Here is a 20,191-nt window from a genome sequence, read left to right as displayed (position 1 = left end):
CTTTTAGCTGCGGCGACCTTCGCGCAGCCAGGCGGCGACGATTAGTGCCGCGCTTAGCAGCAGGACCAGCCAGCCCGGCAGGATCGGTGTCTGGCGCACATCGCGGGTTTCATAGGCATTGCGCGGGGTCAGCCCGATCCAGCCGCGTCCGGCGGCGGGTCGGCCAAGACGGACCTCGCGGATGCGGGGCAGGCCGTCTTCGATCCGGGCAACACCGCCGCGCAGGGCGGCGAGTATCGGTGCCATCGTGACGTCGCTCGCGATTGTCTCCACAAACTCTTTCGGGGCGGCAGGACCAAGGCCGATGACCGTGACCTCGTCGCCGTTTTCCAACCGATAGAGGCCGATTTCGGGCCCCTCGTACAGGCCTTCGAAGACGCCGGGGGCGGATTGCGTCAGGGGCAGGGTCACGGTACTGCCATCGGGGCCGGTGATGGTCACGGGGGGCACATCGTCGCCAAGGGTACGGCGAATGATGCGCATGGTCTGGCCCTCGGCTGTAGCGGTCAGGTCCTCTTCCTCAAGCTCGGGTTCTTTCATCATCCAATGGGCCAGCCGACGCAGCAATTCCAGCTGCGGCCCGCCCCCCTCGTAGCCACGGTTCCAGAGCCATGCATGATCTGACGCCAGCAGCGCCACCCGGCCTTCGTCGACCCGGTTCAGGACCAGCAGCGGGCGGTCGTCCTGACCGGTCATCACCACATTGCCGATCGGATCGGTCACATCGATCTGGCGCAGCCAGCGGCCCCAGTCGCCGCGACCCGGCAGATCGGTGGTCACAGGGTGACGCTGCCCCAGATCCGAGACGACAGGCAGAAAGGGTTCCTCAATCACCCGTGCCGAAGGCGTGGCGGGCAACACCGCGCCAAGGGGCGAACGGAAGATGCTGTCGGCACTGGCGAAATCAGCACCGGCAGCGACCAGAACGGCCCCGCCTTGCCGCACGTAATTGGCGACATTTTCAAGATAGAGAGAGGGCAGGATGCCGCGCCGTTTGTAGCGGTCAAAGATGATCAGATCGAAATCATCTATCTTCTCCATGAATAATTCGCGGGTGGGGAAAGCGATCAGCGACAGTTCATCCACCGGCACGCCGTCTTGCTTTTCGGGGGGGCGCAGGATGGTGAAATGCACCAGATCGACCGAACTGTCGGATTTCAGAAGGTTGCGCCACGTGCGCCCGCCCTGATGTGGTTCCCCGCTGACCAGCAATACGCGCAGACGGTCGCGCACGCCGTTCATCTGGATCAGCGCCGCGTTGTTGCGATCGGTCAGTTCGCCGGGCGCTTCGGGCAGCGAAAACCGGATCACGTTGCGGCCGCCATGGGGCAGGGTTACTGGCAGGTCGAGGTCTTGACCGACAGGCACCCGAAACGATTGCGGTTCTTCACCGTCAACCGAGATATCAAGCTGGGCCAGCCCGCCATCCGCTGGGGCAGTGCCCAAATCGTCGATCCGCAGGGTCAGCGTGACGGGTTCGCCGATGATCGCAAAAGCAGGGGCATTGCGCACGGACAGGCGGCGGTCCCAATCGGTTTCCTTTCCTGTCATCAGTAGGTGCATGGGCGCGGGCAGATCGACGGGCAGATCAGCGTCATGAATGCGTCCGTCACTGACGGCAAGTATACCGGCGATCCGCGCGCGGGGCTCTTCGGCAAGGGCATCGCCAAGCGCGGTCATCAGCTGCGTCCCTGCATCTCCAACGCCATCGGGCACTGTCACGCGGCGCAGTTCTGTGTTCGCGCGGGCTTCGATCCGCGCAGCAAGGGCATCTGCGGCCTCGCTGCTTTGGGTGGCGCGGTCGGCCAGTTTCTGGCTGGCGCTGGCGTCTTCAAGCAGGATGACGATATCGGTCAGCGGCGCGCGATCTTCTTGCTGGAACGACGGACCCGAGAGGGCCGCGATCACCACCAGCATGGCCAGTCCGCGCAGCGCCCAGCCTTGCAAGCCACGGATCACGGCCAGCACAACAGCGGCCAAGGCAACCAGTGCCACGACAGCCAAAAGCACCAGAGGGATAAGCGGATCAAAGACGATTGTAGAAGTCATTGGCCTAACCTGTCCAAGAGCGCAGGCACATGAACCTGATCGGATTTATAATTGCCGGTCAGCACATGCATGACCAGATTGACCCCGAAACGGTAGGCAAGTTCGCGCTGCCGTTCCCCGGCAAAGCCGCGCCCGACAGGCACCATAGGGGCCCCGCCCGGCGTCACGGCCCAGGCGGCGGCCCAGTCGTTGCCGCCAATCACGACGGGCGTCACACCGTCGTTGAGGTTGCGAAACGGCATCCCTTCGATCTGTTCCGCGTCAGGGGGCGAGGATTCGACCCAGACGTCGCGGCCGGTATGGCGGCCGGGAAAGTCCTGAAGGAGATAGAAGGTGCGGGTCAGAACGTGATCTCCGGGCAGTGGTTCAAGCGGTGGAATATCAAGCGGCGCGGCAAGCTCTTGCAACTTGCGCCCGTTGGGGCTGGCCGCGCCGAACCCCGCGATATTGGCGTCGCGTGTGTCAAACAGGATCAGCCCGCCAGAGCGCAGATAGTCGTTCAGCTTGGCATAAGCGTCGCCCGACGGGCGCGGCTGTTCGGGAGTGATCGGCCAATACAGCATCGGGAAAAACGCCAGCTCGTCGCGTTCAAGATCGACGCCGATGGGATTCGCGGGTTCAACCGATGTCCGGAAAAACAGGGTGTCGGACAGGCCGCGCAGGCCTGCTTCCGACAGTTCGTCCACAGCGCCGTTCCCGGTGACGACATAGGCCAGCGTCATTTCCGCAGTGGCGTTCAAGGCAAAGGCATCGGCATCTTGCGCATCCGCAGGGGCGGGCATGTACAGCAGGCCCAACAGCACGACCGCCGCCGCATTGCTGCGTTTCAACAGGCGGCCGGACAAAGCCAAAGATGCCACAACATCGGCGAGCAGCAGCAAGATCGACAGGCTTAGCAGCCATCCGGCAAGGGGTTTTTCCGGGGCCACGAAAAGGCCACGCACGGGAACGTCGCCGGGCCATTTGGCCGGTGACAGCACGGTTTGCGCCGTGACCACGTTGCGCGCGATGCGCCGGTCGCCAGAGGCATAGATGCCCGGTTGCAGGCCCGGACCGGTGGCCGCGCCGGCCAGATCGGCCCCGTCGACGCCGGGCAGGTTTCCGGCATCTTCCAGCAGGCCGAACCCGTCCATCACCCGCAGCGGGGTCCATGTGGTGCCTTGCAGGTCCTGCGCGTCGATACCGGCAGAAGAGGAGGATATCGCAAGCCGTTCCATCATTTGAACGAACAGGCCCGACAGCGGCAAGGTCGACCATTCGGCGGTCGCTGTGACGTGAAACAGCACAATCTGCCCTTGGCCAAGCGCCTTGCGCGTGACCAGCGGCGTGCCATCACTGAGGGATGCAATCACGCGGTTTGCTAGCGTCGGGTCGGGCTGGGCCACGACCTGGGCCGACACGACCACATCCGACGGAATCTCCAGACCGAAAAACGGTGAACTGTCGCGGAAGGCATCAAGGGATTTAGGCTCTCCCCAGCTCATCGCGCCGCCGACGCTGCGGCCACCGGCGCGCAGGCGCACGGGCATCAGGGGGTCTTCGGTGTCGCGGGAAATATCGCTGGCAGCGATGCGGGGGCCGGCGAAACGTACCAGCATGCCGCCGTTTTCGATCCATTCGATCAGGGGGGCCTGTTCGGCATCCGACAGGGTCGCCACATCGGCCATCACGATGACGTCCGGATTGGCGGGCAGGATATCGGCCAATGACCCGTCGATCAGATCGGCGCTTGGGGCAAGGGCCTGCTCGATGTAATGCAGCGGCGACAGCAGCTCCAACCCTTCGCGGTCATCACGCCCGGCAATCAGCGCGACCTCGCGGCGGCGCAAGCCGTCATCTACCAGCGTCGTCGCGCCGGCAGACCGTTGTCCCGCAATGTCGAACCGCGTGATACGCGCGCGCAATTCAGCGGGCAGGGCAAGCTGGGCGGTGGCCTCAACCGCGCCGTCTTCAAAGGTTGCGGGCACAGTTGCCAAAATGCGGATGTTCCCCGCGGGATCGCGGCCTTGGGCGTTCAGGGATACCTCGCGGGGCGTGCCTGCAAGTGCACGTTTCACGGTCAGGGTGATCGCGCCATCCTCGTAGGTGGCGGGGGCCATGCCCATCACGTTCGCGCCGGTCTGGTAGACCTCGACTGACCCCCGATCCTGCAGGGCAGCCAGCATATCTTCGCGGCCGTCAAAGCCAAGCCCGTCGCTGAACCAAAGCGTATCGAACCCGTCCAGAGTTTCGGCAATCTCGATCGCGCGGGTGATATTCCCGTCAGAGGGTTGCCACGGCGCGGGCTGGAGCCCCGCAAGCCGCGTGCGCCAGACATCCGCCGATTGAAAGGCGGGTTCTTCGGGCTGGGTCAGCGTCAGAAAGCCGACGGTACGGTTGGCGCGTGCGGCACGGGTCAACTGCGCGTCGATCACCTCGGATTGCTGCGCCCAGCGGGGTGCCCCGGCCCAAGAGCCATCCAGCACAATCAGCAAGGGGCCGGACCCGTCGGCCTGCTGTTCTTGGGGGTTCAGAATTGGCCCGGCAAGGCCGATGATGATCGCAGCCACCGCCAGCATACGCAGCAGCAGCAGCCACCACGGAGTGCGATCCGAGACTGTTTCGGAATCCTTGAGGCCCAGCAAAAGCGCCACGCCGGGAAAGCGGCGGCGGATCGGTGCCGGTGGAACGGCGCGCAAGATCAGCCACAGGATCGGCAGCGCCAAAAGGCCCAGCAAAAGCCACGGGGCCGAAAAACCGATGCCACCCAGAACCGTCATGCCGCCGCCCCTGCGCGCGTATCAAGCGCTGAATACAGCCACAGCAGTGCCGATTGCGCCGACGCATTGGTGTGGTGCAAGCCGTAATGCCATCCCGTCAGGGCGCAGAGCCGCTGTAATTCCGCCTTGCGTTCGGCCAGCCGCTCCAGATAGCGCGATTTCAGGTCATTTGCCTTCAGCGTTTCGTGGTGGATGGTGCCGCCCATGCTCTCAAAGATGGTGCGGCCCGTGAAAGGGAAAGCTTCCTCAGAGGGATCAAGAACATGGCACAGAACGCCGCGCACGCCGCGGTCGGCGGCTTTGGTCAGGGCCAGCGTCACGCCGTCCAGATCGCCCATGAAATCCGAGATGAACACGGCCCGCGCATGGGGGATCATCGCGCGATGTTCCGGCGGGGCGTAATCGGCGGCATCGTCCTGGCAAAACGCCTCGGCCAGCCGCAGGATTTGCGGCGTGCCCGACCGTGGCGGCAGGGCCGTTCCGGTCAGTCCGACGCGTTCGCCGCCGCGTTGCAACAGGATCGCCACGGCAAGCCCCAGCAGCCGCGCACGGTCGGCCTTTTCCGGCAGCTTCGGATCAGAGGTAAAGCGCATGGATGCCCCCTGGTCGACCCAAAGCATCACGGATTGCGCGATCTGCCATTCGCGTTCGCGCACGAATTCCTGATCGCCCATGGCCGACCTGCGGTGGTCGATCCGGCGACGGCTGTCACCTTGCTGCGCCGGACGGTATTGCCAGAAATCATCCCCGACCCCTGCGCGGCGACGGCCATGCGCGCCCAGCAGGACAGCGCCTGCCAGATGCTCGGCACGTGCCAGAAGCGCCGGAAAGCGGGCGGCCTGATCTTCGGCATTGGCGCGCAGGGTGGCGGAGTTGATCACGCTGCGACCTTTTTCCCGGTCAGGCTGGCCGCCGTTGCATCAATCAGGTCATGCAGGCTGTCGCCACGTGCCCGCGCTGCAAAGTTCAACGCCATCCGGTGGCTGAGCACCGGACGCGCCATGTCGATGACGTCTTCGGCTGACGGCGCAAGCCGCCCCTGCAGCAAGGCGCGCGCACGCACGGTCAGCATCAAGGCCTGTGCGGCACGGGGGCCGGGACCCCAGGCGACAGTATCACGGACCTGTTGGCTGGCATCTGCCTCATCGGGGCGGAAGGCGCGGACCAGATCAAGGATCATCTCGACGACAGAGTCTCCGACGGGCATCCGCCGCAACAGGGTTTGCGCGGCCAGCAGTTCCTGGCTGGTAAAGACCTGAGAGGCCTGCGCATCGCTGTCGCCCGTGGTGGCCAGCAAGATGTCGCGTTCGGTCTTGCGGTCGGGATAGGCAACGTCGATCTGCACCAGAAACCGGTCAAGCTGGGCTTCGGGCAGGGGGTAGGTGCCTTCTTGTTCAATCGGGTTTTGCGTGGCCAGAACATGAAACGGCTTGCCCAGGGGACGGTCCTGACCTGCGACGGTTACCGTCTTTTCCTGCATCGCCTGCAACAGGGCGGACTGAGTGCGCGGAGAGGCGCGGTTGATTTCATCTGCCATCAGAAGCTGGCAAAAGATCGGCCCTTCGACAAAGCGAAACGCGCGGCTGCCGTCGGCGGCGGTGTCCAACACCTCTGACCCCAGAATGTCGGCAGGCATCAGGTCGGGGGTGAACTGCACGCGATTGCCATGCAGACCCATCACGGTGCTGAGCGTTTCCACCAAGCGCGTCTTGCCCAGACCCGGCAACCCGATCAGCAACCCGTGCCCGCCGCACAGCAGCGCGGTCAGGGTCAAATCAACAACCCGTTCCTGCCCGATAAAGCGGTTGGTGATCGACGCCTTGGCCTGCGCCAGTTTTTCACCGAGTATTTCAATATCGGCGACCATATCGCTGGCTTCGGTCATGACTTTTGCGTCCTCTGGATTATGTCTGTTATGTGTAAGTGTATCTCGTGAACTGGAAATGGCAAAAGCAATGAGTGGACAAAAAACCGTTACCCCGAGCGCGACAAGCCTTGCGGCCTCTGTTTCTGCTGCAAAAACACGCGGATTGCCGCCTGTGGAAAAGTGGAACCCGCCGTTTTGCGGTGATCTGGACATGCAGATCAAGCGTGATGGCACATGGTTCTACGAAGGCACGCCGATCGGACGGGTTGGTTTGGTCAAGCTGTTCGCGTCGATTCTGATCCGCGAAGAGGACAAGTATTTCCTAGTCACGCCTGTCGAAAAGGTGGGCATCACTGTCGAGGACGCACCTTTCGTGGCCATTGATTTCGAAGCCAAGGGCGAAGGCCGCGATCAGGTGCTGACCTTCCAGACGAACCTTGACGACATTGCCGTTGCCGGACCCGACTTGCCGATCCGCGTCGTGCGTGACGAAGCAAGCGGAGAGCCATCGCCCTATGTACGCATCCGCCGCAATCTTGAGGCGCTGATCGACCGCAAGAGCTTTTATCGGCTGGTGGATCTAGGCGTCCATCACGAGGGGTGGTTCGGGGTCTGGTCGCAAGGCGCGTTTTTCAGGATCATCCCGTCGGAAGACCTTCCCGACTGAGGGTTCGTGAAATCGGAACAGGTTCGGAAACTGGCATATTGCCGGACCTGTGCCGACATCCTACAAAAAGCGGCGCACTGCACGATGGGGGCCGATGAAACCTGCTGCCAACCTAAGTCTTTTGTGGCAGGAACTGCCCTATCTTGATCGCTTCGAAGCCGCTGCAAGGGCCGGGTTCGCGGCTGTCGAAGTGCTGTTTCCCTATGACATCGCCGTCAAAGAGACCAAGCGTGCCTGCCTGCGCCACGGTCTGGACCTGATTTTGATCAACGCGCCACCGCCGAATTACACGGGCGGGCCGCGTGGTTTTGCGGCGGTGCCGGAACTGGTCGACCGGTTTCGCGCCGATATGGTTCGCGTTTATCGCTATGCCGAAGCGCTGAACGTGAAATTCGTGCATGTCATGGCAGGTGACGGGTCCGGTGCTGCCGCAGCAGATACATTCATCAGCAATCTGGTTTGGGCCTCGGATGCCGCGCCTGCGGGTCTGACCCTCACGATCGAGCCGCTTAACCCGGTCGCGATGCCGGGCTATTTTCTGAATGATTATCAACTGGCCCAAGACATTCTGGAGGCCGTTAACGCGGCCAACGTCGGCCTGCAATATGACAGCTATCATGCGCAGGTGATCCATGGCGATGCGGTCAAGGTATTTGATCAATATCAGGATCTTATCTGTCACGTGCAAATCGGCGATGGTCCGGACCGCACGGCACCCGGCACAGGTACGGGAATTGCCCGGATTGATTTCGCGGCCCTTTTCAGCAGGCTGAAATCCTGCGAATACGGCGGTTGGATCAGCGGCGAATACCACCCCGGTCCTGTGACGGAAAACAGCCTGGACTGGATGAAAATGCTATGATCGCCCCTCGTTTCGCGCCGATACTGTTCGGCTTTATCCTGTCAGGCCTGATGTCCCTGATCGTGTCGGGGATCGCCACACTGCGCGCCACGGGGATGGTCGACGGGATTTTCGGCCTGTGGATGGGGGCCTGGGGGGCAAGCTGGCTGGTCGCTTTTCCAACCGTGCTGTTCGTCGCCCCCCTGGCGCGCAGGCTTGTCGCCCGGATGGTAAAGAACGCTTAGGGCCTTCGCCCTTAATGCGCCTCGGCCCAATTCGCGCCTTTGCCCGCATCAACGATCAGCTTTACATCCAGCTTTACGACAGGTTCCGATGCGTTTTCCATCACGTCCCGCGCGGCCTTGATCAAGGCGTCCTCGGCCCCTTTTTCGACCTCGAACAGCAGTTCGTCATGGACCTGTAGCAGCATCGTCGCGGGGATGTCCTTGATCGCGGCGGGCATGCGGATCATCGCGCGGCGGATTACATCGGCAGCGGTGCCCTGGATCGGGGCGTTGATCGCGGCACGCTGTGCGAAACCGGCGCGGGGGCCTTTGGCACCGATCTCGGGAGTGTTGATCTTGCGGCCGAACAGCGTCTGTACGAACCCGTGTTCCTTAGCAAAGGCCTTGGTGTTGTCCATATAGGTCCGGATGCCGGGGAAGCGTTCAAAGTAGCGGTCGATGAACCCCTGCGCTTCGGCCCGCGGAATGCGCAGATTGCGCGCCAGACCGAACCCCGAAATGCCGTAAATGACGCCAAAGTTGATCGCCTTGGCCTGGCGGCGGATGTCTGGCGTCATCTCGTCCAACGGCACGCCGAACATTTCGGATGCGGTCAGGGCGTGAATGTCGATCCCGTCCTTGAACGCCTGTTTCAGCTCTGGAATATCCGCGATATGCGCCAGGATGCGCAATTCGATCTGGGAATAATCGAGCGCTACCAGAACTTTGCCTTCTTCGGCCACGAAAGCCTCGCGAATGCGGCGGCCTTCCTCGGACCGGATCGGGATGTTTTGCAGGTTCGGATCTGTCGATGCCAGACGCCCCGTTGACGCCCCCGCAATCGAATAGGACGTGTGCACGCGCCCGGTGTCCTTGTTGATGTGATCCTGCAACGCGTCCGTATAGGTCGATTTCAGCTTGGACAGTTGCCGCCAGTCCAGAATGCGGCCGGGCAGGTCATGTTCCGTGGCCAGGTCTTCCAGCACATCGGCACCGGTGGCATAGGCCCCCGTCTTGCCCTTCTTGCCGCCCTCAAGGCCCATCTCGTCGAACAGGATTTCGCCAAGCTGCTTGGGCGATCCGACGTTGAATTTGCGCCCGGCCAGTTCATAAATTTCGTCCTCAAGGCCAGCCATCTTTTGCGCAAAGGCATTCGACATCCGGCTCAGCGTGTCGCGATCCACCTTGATGCCCGACCGTTCCATCGCGGCCAGAACCGGCACAAGCGGTCGCTCGAGGGTTTCGTAGACCTTGGTCACCTGGATTCGGTGCAGTTGTGGCTTGAACAATTGCCACAGGCGCAGGGTGATATCGGCGTCTTCGGCGGCATAGGGCACGGCCTGCGCCAGCGGTACCTTGTCAAAGGTCACCGCCGATTTCCCCGACCCCAGCAGGGGCTTGATCGGGATCGGCGTATGCCCAAGATACCGTTCGGACAGGGCGTCCATCCCGTGGCCATGCAGACCCGCGTGCATGACGTAAGACAGCAGCATGGTGTCATCAATCGGTGCGACCGTAATCCCAAGCTGGGCGAAAATCTTGCTGTCATATTTCATGTTCTGACCGATTTTCATGATCGACGGATCTTCAAGCATCGGCGTCAACATCCGCAATGCTTCCTCGGTCGGGATTTGACCCTCGGCCAGATCCTCCGACCCAAACAGATCATCGCCCGTGTGGGTCTTGTGGATAAGGGGGATGTAGCAGGCCTTGCCGGGTTGAACGCAGAGCGAAATGCCAACCAGTTCGGCGACCATTTCATCCAGCCCGGTGGTTTCGGTGTCCACGGCGACATAGCCGAACTCGTAAATCTGGTCGATCCAGACCTGCAAAGCCGCGGCATCGCTGACGTGTTCGTAATTGCCGGCCTCAAACGGAATATCCGCCGCCTCGGGCGCATCCGGCACGGCCGGAGCCTCGATCACGGGGGCTTCGCGGCCCAGGACGTCAGCAATGCGTTTCGAAAGGGTGCGAAATTCCATCTCTGCCAGAAAACCCAGCAGCGTGTCCGGATCCGGATCGCGCACCTCAAGATCCTCCAGCGTGAAGTCCAGAGGCGTATCCTCGTCCAGCTGCACCAGCTTGCGCGACAGGCGGATCTGGTCGGCATTGTCGATCAGGGTCTGCCGCCGCTTGGGCTGCTTGATCTCTTCGGCGCGGTCCAGCAATGCGTCCAGATCGCCGTATTCGTTGATCAGCAAGGCGGCCGTCTTGATCCCGATCCCGGGCGCACCGGGCACGTTGTCGACGGAATCACCCGCAAGGGCCTGCACATCGACAACACGTTCAGGATAAACGCCGAACTTTTCAAACACACCCTCGCGATCGATGGTCTTGTTCTTCATCGCGTCCAGCATTTCCACACCGTCGCCGACCAGTTGCATCAGATCCTTGTCGGAACTGATGATGGTACAGCGCCCGCCGGCGGCGCGTGCCTGCACGGCCAAGGTGGCGATGATGTCATCCGCCTCATAGCCTTCCTTTTCCTTGCAGGCGATATTGAACGCTTTCGTCGCATCGCGCGTCAGCGGTATCTGCGGTCGCAAATCCTCTGGCATCGCCTCGCGGTTGGCCTTGTACAGGTCGTACATGTCGTTGCGAAACGTGTGACTGCCCTTGTCGAAAATCACGGCCACATGGGTCGGGGCGTCCGGGCCATGGTTGCCTTCGACATAGCGTTGCAGCATGTTGCAGAAACCCGCCACAGCCCCGATGGGCAGCCCGTCCGACTTGCGCGTCAACGGCGGCAGTGCGTGATAGGCGCGGAAAATAAACGCCGACCCGTCGATCAGATGCAGATGGTGACCCTTGCCAAATGTGCCGGACATGTCGGTGCTCCCTAAAATGATTGGGTCTCTTTTGCCACGAAGCCGCGGGGCCTGCCAGCAGACTTATCGCGCAACCGCGTCTTCATTTTGCCAATTAAACTTCCCGCGGAGCGTCCCGCAGCCTGCTTCAGTCGCCTTGGTACAGATCAAAGGACAGGCTGACCGACAGGGGCATCGGCGTCCAAAGACCAAAGCGCAGGCCTGCGGCCCGCAGCTGTTCTCCGATCCAGACGTTGCAGGTGCGCAGGATGTTGAACCTGCCCTTTGCCATAAAGAATCCGTCGGTCGGGGTGAAACCGGCACCGTCCAGCCGAACCGGCAACCCGTCAGGGCCCACCTGAAGGGTGCCCATGATGTTCCCGAGCAATCTGGCGTAGTTTGATTCGGTCAGCTTTAACCGGCGCAGCGGCAGATCATCCCGAATTGCGCCGATGATATCGACCCTCAGAACGGAATTGTCCCCGATGATCCCGCGCCACAGCGTCGAAAGGCTCAGGTCGCGATAGGTTGGCGTCTGCGCATAGAAGTCCTGCGCGCCCCACCCGATGACCAGCCACTCTGCCTCCGGATGGGCCAGGTTGATGCCCTTTTGGATCAGTGGCGCAAAGCGGGCCGCGGATAGGGTGTCCAATGGCAGCAGCAGATCATAGTGGATCGGGCCGCTGACCAGCAAAACCTCGCGTGTGCCAGCACCGCTATCAGGGTCGGACGGGCCGGGAACAACGGCACCGATGATTGCCGCAACCAGATAAAGCACCGGGATGACTGAAAAAACACCCAGCCATTTGGCGGTTTTGATCAGACTTTGCCCTCGAATTCCTTATGCACGAATTTGCAGTCGCAATAGCCGCATTCGACCCAGCCCTTGTCCTGCGGGATTTGCAGCCAGACGCGCGGGTGACCCAAAGCGCCTTCGCTTCCGTCGCAGGCGACGCGCCAGGTGTTGACGATACGGGTCTCGGGGGCTTGCGATGTCATGGTTGGGTCCTTGGCTTTGTGCGCTTTTGTTATGACCAAACCGGACGCTCAGGGCAAGGGGAGCGGATTGTTTTGGCGCTCCCAAACTCTACAAGTTTTTAATCTTGGTTGAATTGGGTTCACCATCGCGCTTGCAGCCGCTAAAAGACGCGAAATGACGATGACAAACCGGAGCACCGCGCAGATGACCCCCCTTAAACCTGTCGTATTGTGCATTCTGGACGGTTGGGGGCTAAGCGACGTCGCCGAGGGCAACGCACCCTTGCTGGCAAACACGCCCAATTTCGACCGGATCATGGAAAGCTGCCCCAGTGCGACGCTTACCACATTCGGTCCCGATGTCGGCCTGCCGCAAGGGCAGATGGGCAATTCAGAGGTGGGCCACACCAACATCGGTGCAGGCCGGGTGGTTGCCATGGATCTTGGCCAGATTGACCTTGCTATCGAACAGGGCAGCTTTGCCACCAATCCGCCGTTGCTGGATTTCGTCGCAAAGCTGAAGGAAACCGGCGGCACGGCGCATCTGTTGGGGCTCGTCTCGGACGGCGGCGTGCACGGACACCTGACCCATATGCTTGCGGCTGTAAAAGCGTTGCGGGCGCATGACATTCCTGTGGTGATCCATGCGTTGACCGATGGCCGCGATGTCGCGCCACGTTCGGCGCTTGGATATTTCGAGGATTTGATCGCGGGCATCCCCGACGGCGTCAGGATTGCGACCGTCACGGGGCGCTATTTCGCGATGGACCGGGACAACCGTTGGGACCGCGTTGCCAAGGCCTATGCCGCCATCGTTCAGGCGCAGGGCGACAGGGCGAAAACCGCTGCCGCTGCCGTTTCCGCCGCCTACGATCGTGGAGAAAACGACGAATTCATCACGCCCACGGTACTGGACGGCTACGAGGGGGCCAAGGACGGCGATGCGCTGTTCTGTCTGAATTTCCGCGCCGACCGCGCCCGCGAGGTTATGGCCGCCATCGGCGCGCCCGATTTCAGTGCGTTTGAAACCGGTCAGCGCCCCGAATGGGCTGCCTTGATGGGGATGGCTGAATATTCTGACGAACATATGGCCTACATGACCACGATGTACCCCAAGCCCGCGATCGTGAACACGCTTGGCGCGTGGGTCGCACAGCATGGGCTGCGTCAGTTCCGGCTGGCCGAGACAGAAAAATACCCGCACGTGACTTTTTTCCTGAACGGTGGCGAAGAAACCGCCGCCACGGGCGAAGACCGCTTTATGCCCAAGTCGCCCGATGTCGCGACCTATGACATGCAGCCTGAAATGTCCTGCCCCGAGGTGACGGACCATTTCGTGCAAGCGATCAAGGACGGCTATGACCTGATCGTCGTGAATTATGCGAACCCCGATATGGTCGGCCATACCGGCGATCTTGACGCCGCAATCGCGGCTTGCGAGGCCGTGGATGCAGGGCTTGGCCGCGTCTTGACAGCGCTTGAGGCGGCAGGCGGTGCGATGGTCATCACGGCGGACCACGGCAACTGCGAGACGATGATCGACCCCGAAACCGGCGGCGCGCATACGGCGCATACGCTGAACCCCGTGCCGGTGGCCGTGGTCGGTGCACCCGAAGGGGCACGCTTGCGTCATGGGCGCTTGGCCGATCTGGCCCCGACCGTTTTGCAGTTGATGGGGCTGGACCAACCGGCAGAGATGACTGGAAAGTCGCTGCTGGAATGATACGCTGGTGCGCTTTTGTCCTGCTGGTCTGGCCGCTTGGGCCTGCCGCAGCATCGCAGGCCGCCGACCAGGCCCGGCGCGCCATGGCCGAACTTGAAACCGCATCGGCCCAGCTTGAGGCCGCAGATGGTGCACGGGACAGGGTCAAGGCGCTGACCCAAACTATTCAGGCCTTCGAAGTTGGCTTGGGGGCCATGCGCGAAGGTCTGCGTCAGGCAGCAATCAACGAGGCCCAATTAAATAAAAGGCTGCAATCGCGGGATGGCGAGGTCGCGCAACTGTTGGGCGTCTTGCAAAGCATGGGTGGCACCCCGTCGCCGACGCTGTTCCTGCATCCGCAAGGCCCGATAGGGACAGCGCGTGCAGGTATGTTGCTGGCAGAGCTGACGCCGGCGTTGAACACCCGTGCCGATGCGTTGCGCGCTGATCTTGAAGAAGTCAAAACCCTGCGCATATTGCAGTCTGATGCTGCCGAACGTTTGCAAGAAGGTCTGACCGAAGTGCAGCGCGCCCGTACGGAGCTGAACCAGGCGATGGCGAACCGCACAGATCTGCCCACCCGTTTCACCGAAGATCCGGTGCGCACGGCGATCCTGATATCGACTTCGGAAACCCTTGCGGGCTTTGCCAGCGGCCTGTCCGAAATGACGTCGGAGGAGATTGCACCCGGCCCGTTGAACATAGACGGCCAGATCGGTGAACTGGCGCTGCCCGTTCAGGGGTTGATCCTGCGCCGCGCCAATGAGACGGATGCGGCGGGCATCACCCGTCCGGGGATCATTCTGGCGACGCGGCCCCGCGCGATCGTCACCACGCCCACCGCGGCAACGATCCGCTATACCGGGCCGTTGCTGGATCTGGGCAACGTGATCATTCTTGAACCGCGGGCAAATACCCTGTTCGTGCTGGCGGGGCTGGATCTGGTCTATGGAACGGCCGGTCAGGTGATCGGCGCAGACACGCCGATCGGGCTGATGGGAGGACCGGCGGCAACGAATGGCGACGCTTTGTCACCAAATGGTGATGGGGCTGGCGTAGAGCGTTCAGAAACGCTCTATATAGAAGTAAGAGAGAATAATATTCCACAGGACCCGCAGGCGTGGTTCCGAACCGAATAAGGATGAATGAGCATATGAAGAAGTTCGTGATGGCTGCCGTGGGTGGCACGCTGGCAGGCGTGATTGCGACAACACAGATCGCGGGCCCCTTGCTGGCGCAGGAAACCGCCAAGGCTGGCAATGTCTATGATCAATTGGACCTGTTTGGCGACATATTCGAACGCATTCGCGCGCAGTATGTCGAAGAAGTCGATACCGAAGAACTGATCGAGGCGGCGATTAACGGCATGCTGACATCGCTTGACCCCCACTCCAGCTATCTGTCACCGAAAGACGCGCTGAAGATGCGTGACCAGACGCGCGGCGAATTCGGCGGACTGGGGATCGAGGTTACGCAGGAAGAGGGCTTTGTAAAAGTCGTCTCGCCCATCGACGGCACACCAGCCTCGGAAGCGGGGATCGAGGCCGGCGATTTCATCACCCATGTAGATGGCGAAAGCCTGCTGGGCCTGACGCTGGACGATGCGGTTGAACTGATGCGGGGGCCCGTCGGGTCCGAGATCGTGATTACCGTGGTGCGCGAAGGCGAAACCGAGCCGTTCGACGTGTCCCTGATCCGCGACACGATCCAGTTGACCGCAGTGCGCGCTCGCACCGTGGGCAATGCGGTCGTCATGCGCGTCACGACCTTTAACGAACAGACCTATCCAAAACTGAAGGAAGGCCTGGAAGAACAGATCGAAGCCGCAGGCGGTATCGACAATGTCAGTGGCATCGTGATCGATCTGCGCAACAACCCCGGCGGCCTGCTGAACCAGGCGATCGCCGTGTCCGATGCGTTCCTCGAAGAGGGCGAGATCGTCAGCACCCGTGGCCGGGATGCGGTTGACGGCGACCGGACCAACGCGACACCGGGCGATCTGGCACAGGGCAAACCCATCGTCGTGCTGATCAACGGCGGCTCTGCCTCGGCGTCCGAGATTGTCGCAGGCGCGTTGCAAGATCACCGTCGCGCGATTGTCGTGGGCACGAAAAGCTTTGGCAAAGGGTCGGTTCAGACCATCATGCCGTTGCGCGGGGAAGGGGCCATGCGTCTGACGACGGCACGGTATTACACGCCATCGGGCCGGTCTATTCAGGCGCTTGGCGTATCGCCGGACATCATCGTGGCACAGCCCCCGGTCAAGCCCGAAACCGAAGAGGAAAGCACCACAAGCCGCCGTCCGCTGCGGTCAGAGGCCGACCTGCGCGGCAGCCTGAACAACGATAGCCTGTCAGAGGACCAGATCGAACAGATCATGGAGGACCGCGCCAAGGCCGAAGACGCCGCCGCCCTGCGCGAAGAGGATTACCAACTGGCCTACGCCATCGACATCCTCAAGGGTCTGTCCGCACTTGGCCCCAAGGAGTAATCCGGCACCAAGGCGTTCGATCCGCAAGTGAAACAAAAAAGGGCTGGCCAGTATTGGCCGGCCCTTTGCCGTTGGGTTCGTTGAAAAAACTCCTGTTTGACCTTGGCTGCAGGAGTTTAAACGCGGGGGATCAGCTGGTCTCGACGCAGTGGCGGCGGAACGCGCGTTTCAACATATCAAGCTCCGCGCGCAAAAGGTCCATCTCGGCGCGCAGATCAACGCTGGAGACTTCGTCGCCGATCACGACGAACTCTCCGATTTTCTGGTCGGCCTGACGGTCGATGACAAGCACCGTCTGGATGCCATCTGCGATTGCAGCGGCGGGCACGGGGATGGTCAGAACCCAATGATCAGCTGTTTCATTCCGGACAAGCTTGAAATCGGGGACGGACATATTCGCATGCGTCACCGAGATTTCAGGCTGGGCATCGGACGCGCCGGTGATGACGCCCTGCCACGTGCCTTCGATCATCCGGGTTTTGGTCAATGTGAGTTTGGTCATCGGAAAAGATCCTAAAGCTGGGCGCGGGGGCGACGCGAGAAGGTCAAGTCGCGCAACACGATCTCGTTCATTTCGGGGTCTTCAAAGATCAGGTCGATCCACGCTTTTTCGACGCGTTTTTCATTGAGGTTTGAATAGGCCAGATCGAATTCCACCGTTATATCCTGCTGGTCCAGCGGCAATTCCCGCACGATCTGTTCTGTGTTCGGCCCATGGCGGATGTTCAGACGGGCAAAAATCTCGATCGGTTTTTCCATCTCGACGATGGTGTCCATACGCAAAAGATGCGTGCGTTTCAGGCCGTTGACGCACCCGTCGGGCAGGTCCAGAACCAGCGACAGAAACGACCCGCCAAAGCGAAAGACATCCAGCCGCAGGCCATAAGGGGCCAGATCGGCCTCGCGAAGATTGCGCAGTTGACGCATGCCCAGTTCAGCCAGCGAACAGTCATGGAAAATCGTCACTTCGTCGCCCAGCACCGCCTTGGACGGGACCGAAGACATCCCCGGTGTCGGCAACGGCCCGCGCCAAAGCTGCGGGCGCCAGGACCAGTCGGCGCTATGGGGCTTGAAGAACTTTTTTGATCCGACCATCGGCAAGGACAAGCGTTCCTCTGCCACATGGATCAGGTGGTCAAGATGGGCCTTCAGCACCCGCGCGCGGCCTGATTGCTTGCGGAGCGTTTCCAGATCGACGTCTTTGGCAGCGTTGGCCTTTTTCGCCCAGCGGCGCATCACACGCGCAGACAGTGCCTTGTCTAAAAGCTGAATGCCAAATTTGGCCATAAATGCCCGATGCCCCGATTATTGTGAGGGTTGTTTTTCGAAACCCTATCCGTTGAAATGGTTCGTATCAAATGAATTGGGCCAGAAAACCGGCACCTCAATTCCGTTTTGCCGGTGTTTGCACAGGTTTTGGGGTCGCCTCGATGCTGCGGTTGATCATTTGGTGCATGATCGCGCGACCGATCTTTGTGACGATCTCTGACCGTTCGGGGCCGTAGACCGCGATGCCCGCCGTCTGGCCGCCGATATGTGCGACCCCACGCCATTGTGTCGCGGACAGACCGCTTACCGGAATACGCCCTTGCGCGCGGAATGTTACCTGATCCTGGCTTTCTTCAACAGTATCCACGACTGCCAATTGGGATGCCGTGGCGATCTGCGCTGCCGTTGGCAGTGATCCTGCCTTGCGTTTGGTGAGGCTGACGGTGATCAGGCCACGCGGGGCGGCACCGCCGCCAGTCGGGGCGACACCCAACCCGTCGCAGCGGGCCATCACGGCAAACCGCGGTTCAAGGCTGGTCCGGTCGATGCAAAATCCGGAAGGTGCGACCAGAACGACGCCGCCCGCCATTTGCGTACGTGACAGTGGACGTGCTGCCTGCTGGCCGGCCCCCGAAGACGCGCCGGGTGCCAGTTTCGCCCCCTGACCGGCTTCGCAGCCGATCAGGGTGAGCAGCGCAAGGGCAGCTAACGGACCCTTAAAGGTCCATGTAGTCATGGGTTTCGGCTTGGCACCGGGATGGGTTACGGCCCCCAGATAGGTTGGGCCGACCAATTGAGCGTATTTCCAAAGCGCGCCGCTTTGGTAATTGGTCTTGCGTGCGCCGGGCCATGCCGCCTTGCGTTCGGCCATTTCGGCATCGCTGACATCGACACTGATCGTGCCTTCGATGGCGTTCAGGGTGATCATGTCACCCTCTTTCAGCAGGGCGATCGGGCCGCCATGGGCTGCTTCGGGGCCGACGTGACCCACGCAGAAGCCGCGGGTCGCACCCGAAAAACGTCCATCGGTGATCAGGGCGACCTTTTTGCCCATGCCCTGACCGGACAGGGCTGCGGTGGTCGCCAGCATTTCGCGCATGCCGGGACCGCCTGCGGGGCCTTCGTTGCGGATGACGAAAACGTCACCCTCTTTATAGGCGCGATTTTGCACGGCCTCGAACGCGTCCTGTTCGCATTCAAAGATCAGCGCAGGACCGGTAAAGACGATGTCTTCCTCGGACATGCCGGCGATTTTCACGATGGCACCTTCGGGGGCAAGGTTGCCTTTCAGGCCCACGACACCGCCGGTCTTGCTGATCGGGGTGCTGATTGGGTGGATGACCTTGCCGTCCGCTTCGCGTTCGATCATGTCCAGTTCTTCGCCGATGGAACGGCCTGACGCGGTGATGCAATCGGTGTGAAGCAAACCAGCCTTGCGCAGTTCCTTCATCACGACGGGCACGCCGCCTGCGTCATAAAGGTCTTTCGCGACATGCGAGCCGCCGGGCTTCATATCGACAAAATACGGCGTGTCGCGGAAGATTTCGCAAACGTCATCAAGGAAGAAATCGATGCCCGCCTCGTGTGCCATCGCCGGCAGGTGCAGACCGGCGTTGGTCGATCCGCCGGTGCACGCGACGATGCGCGCCGCGTTCTCGAACGCCTCGCGGGTGCAGATGTCACGGGCGCGGATGTTTTTCTCGATCAGGTTCATGACCGCTTCGCCGGACGCCTCTGCATAGGCATCGCGCGATTCGTAAGGCGCTGGCATGCCAGAGGAATTCATCAGCGCCAGACCGATCGCTTCGGATACACAGGCCATGGTGTTGGCGGTGAACTGGCCGCCGCAAGCACCTGCACTCGGGCAGGCCACACGCTCGAGGATTTCAAGCGCGGCTGCGGACATCGTGCCGTTCTGAAAGTTGCCAACGGCTTCGAACATGTCTTGCACGGTCAGATCGCGGCTGGCGAAATCGGCGGGAACATCGGCACCGGCAGGGGCCTTGCCCGGCAGGATCGACCCGCCATAGAGGAACACGGACGGCACGTTCAGACGGATCATCGCCATCATCATGCCGGGAAGGGATTTGTCACAGCCCGCAAGGCCGACGATCGCGTCATAGCAGTGGCCGCGCATGGTCAATTCGACCGTGTCAGCGATGGCTTCGCGCGAAGCAAGGGAAGAGCGCATGCCCTCGTGGCCCATGGCGATGCCGTCGGTCACGGTGATGGTGGTGAATTCGCGCGGTGTGCCTTGCTGTGTCCTCACGCCGGCTTTCACGGCTTGGGCCTGGCGGTTTAGGGAAATGTTGCAGGGGGCGGCTTCGTTCCAGCAGGTGGCGACACCGACCAGAGGCTGGTGGATTTCTTCTTCCGTCATGCCCATGGCGTAATAATAGGACCGGTGCGGCGCGCGCTCCGGTCCTTCGGTAACATGCCGGCTGGGCAGTTTGGATTTATCGAAACGGGTGTTGGTGGACATCAGAAAGCCTCCCTGATTAGACGTTTACACCGGAATAACCATCCAGCCCCTGCGC

General features: G+C 61.5%; 16 protein-coding genes and 1 pseudogene. 6 read left to right on the top strand and 11 right to left on the bottom strand.

Annotated elements, in window-relative coordinates; all coding sequences use genetic code 11:
* Window positions 1-3: 3 nt before the first annotated feature.
* The 4 genes from RGAI101_RS11335 to RGAI101_RS11320 are packed head-to-tail and all read right to left on the bottom strand — an operon-like array spanning window position 4 to window position 6,693.
* Window positions 4-2,049, bottom strand: coding sequence for a membrane protein (locus RGAI101_RS11335; RefSeq protein WP_008226982.1), 2,046 nt, complete (start codon window positions 2,047-2,049; stop codon window positions 4-6).
* Window positions 2,046-4,808 carry a DUF4159 domain-containing protein gene (locus tag RGAI101_RS11330; protein WP_008226662.1) on the bottom strand — a complete coding sequence of 921 codons (2,763 nt, stop codon included), beginning with the start codon at window positions 4,806-4,808 and terminating at the stop codon, window positions 2,046-2,048. The genes RGAI101_RS11335 and RGAI101_RS11330 overlap by 4 nt, the downstream gene beginning before the upstream one ends.
* Complete coding sequence (locus tag RGAI101_RS11325) at window positions 4,805-5,686, bottom strand: DUF58 domain-containing protein (RefSeq protein ID WP_037229440.1); 882 nt, start codon at window positions 5,684-5,686, stop codon at window positions 4,805-4,807. Before RGAI101_RS11325 ends, RGAI101_RS11330 begins: the two co-directional genes overlap by 4 nt.
* Window positions 5,686-6,693 carry an AAA family ATPase gene (locus RGAI101_RS11320; RefSeq protein ID WP_008226485.1) on the bottom strand — a complete coding sequence of 336 codons (1,008 nt, stop codon included), beginning with the start codon at window positions 6,691-6,693 and terminating at the stop codon, window positions 5,686-5,688. Before RGAI101_RS11320 ends, RGAI101_RS11325 begins: the two co-directional genes overlap by 1 nt.
* 70 nt (window positions 6,694-6,763) lie before the next feature.
* Here RGAI101_RS11320 and RGAI101_RS11315 point away from each other — a divergent pair, with 70 nt between their 5' ends.
* The 3 genes from RGAI101_RS11315 (at window position 6,764) to RGAI101_RS11305 (ending at window position 8,428) form a co-directional block, all read left to right on the top strand.
* Window positions 6,764-7,342: a DUF1285 domain-containing protein gene (locus RGAI101_RS11315; protein WP_037228047.1), complete on the top strand. Its 579-nt coding sequence runs from the start codon at window positions 6,764-6,766 to the stop codon at window positions 7,340-7,342.
* Between the two features lie 94 nt (window positions 7,343-7,436).
* Window positions 7,437-8,204, top strand: coding sequence for a hydroxypyruvate isomerase family protein (locus RGAI101_RS11310; RefSeq protein WP_008227894.1), 768 nt, complete (start codon window positions 7,437-7,439; stop codon window positions 8,202-8,204).
* Window positions 8,201-8,428 (top strand): DUF2798 domain-containing protein, encoded by a 228-nt coding sequence (locus tag RGAI101_RS11305; protein WP_008226372.1) that lies wholly within the window; start codon window positions 8,201-8,203, stop codon window positions 8,426-8,428. Before RGAI101_RS11310 ends, RGAI101_RS11305 begins: the two co-directional genes overlap by 4 nt.
* Before the next feature lie 11 nt (window positions 8,429-8,439).
* Here RGAI101_RS11305 and polA read toward each other — a convergent pair whose 3' ends face one another.
* From polA to RGAI101_RS11290, 3 genes are all read right to left on the bottom strand, one after another.
* Window positions 8,440-11,235 (bottom strand): DNA polymerase I, encoded by a 2,796-nt coding sequence (gene polA / locus RGAI101_RS11300; protein WP_008227952.1) that lies wholly within the window; start codon window positions 11,233-11,235, stop codon window positions 8,440-8,442.
* A gap of 127 nt (window positions 11,236-11,362) precedes the next feature.
* A complete protein-coding gene (locus tag RGAI101_RS11295) occupies window positions 11,363-11,992 on the bottom strand; it encodes a TIGR02117 family protein (RefSeq protein WP_008225104.1) in 630 nt (209 codons plus the stop codon).
* Between the two features lie 41 nt (window positions 11,993-12,033).
* Window positions 12,034-12,213: a zinc-finger domain-containing protein gene (locus tag RGAI101_RS11290; RefSeq protein ID WP_008225330.1), complete on the bottom strand. Its 180-nt coding sequence runs from the start codon at window positions 12,211-12,213 to the stop codon at window positions 12,034-12,036.
* 184 nt (window positions 12,214-12,397) lie between these two features.
* Between RGAI101_RS11290 and gpmI the strand changes: the two genes are divergently transcribed.
* The 3 genes from gpmI to RGAI101_RS11275 are packed head-to-tail and all read left to right on the top strand — an operon-like array spanning window position 12,398 to window position 16,385.
* The gene (gene gpmI / locus RGAI101_RS11285; RefSeq protein ID WP_037229438.1) at window positions 12,398-13,915 is read left to right on the top strand and encodes a 2,3-bisphosphoglycerate-independent phosphoglycerate mutase; all 1,518 of its coding nucleotides are present in this window, start codon (window positions 12,398-12,400) and stop codon (window positions 13,913-13,915) included.
* The gene (locus RGAI101_RS11280) at window positions 13,912-15,033 is read left to right on the top strand and encodes a murein hydrolase activator EnvC family protein (protein WP_008229129.1); all 1,122 of its coding nucleotides are present in this window, start codon (window positions 13,912-13,914) and stop codon (window positions 15,031-15,033) included. Before gpmI ends, RGAI101_RS11280 begins: the two co-directional genes overlap by 4 nt.
* A gap of 14 nt (window positions 15,034-15,047) precedes the next feature.
* Window positions 15,048-16,385: a S41 family peptidase gene (locus RGAI101_RS11275; RefSeq protein WP_037229435.1), complete on the top strand. Its 1,338-nt coding sequence runs from the start codon at window positions 15,048-15,050 to the stop codon at window positions 16,383-16,385.
* A gap of 130 nt (window positions 16,386-16,515) precedes the next feature.
* On the opposite strand, the gene RGAI101_RS11270 is transcribed toward RGAI101_RS11275, so the two are convergent.
* From RGAI101_RS11270 to ilvD, 4 genes and pseudogenes are all read right to left on the bottom strand, one after another.
* A complete protein-coding gene (locus RGAI101_RS11270) occupies window positions 16,516-16,887 on the bottom strand; it encodes a hypothetical protein (RefSeq protein ID WP_008225017.1) in 372 nt (123 codons plus the stop codon).
* An 11-nt stretch (window positions 16,888-16,898) separates the two neighbouring features.
* Window positions 16,899-17,672: a DUF6478 family protein gene (locus RGAI101_RS11265; RefSeq protein ID WP_008225217.1), complete on the bottom strand. Its 774-nt coding sequence runs from the start codon at window positions 17,670-17,672 to the stop codon at window positions 16,899-16,901.
* A gap of 97 nt (window positions 17,673-17,769) precedes the next feature.
* Window positions 17,770-18,390 carry a hypothetical protein gene (locus RGAI101_RS22410; RefSeq protein WP_037228040.1) on the bottom strand — a complete coding sequence of 207 codons (621 nt, stop codon included), beginning with the start codon at window positions 18,388-18,390 and terminating at the stop codon, window positions 17,770-17,772.
* Window positions 18,371-20,136, bottom strand: a pseudogene (ilvD, locus tag RGAI101_RS11255) (dihydroxy-acid dehydratase). The gene RGAI101_RS22410 and the pseudogene ilvD overlap by 20 nt, the downstream one beginning before the upstream one ends.
* Between the last annotated feature and the right edge of the window lie 55 nt (window positions 20,137-20,191).

It is taken from the genome of Roseobacter sp. GAI101, assembly GCF_000156335.1.
Lineage (GTDB): Bacteria > Pseudomonadota > Alphaproteobacteria > Rhodobacterales > Rhodobacteraceae > Sulfitobacter.
The sequence above is the reverse complement of the archived record's forward strand: the minus strand, read 5'-3'. Positions and strand labels throughout refer to the sequence as shown.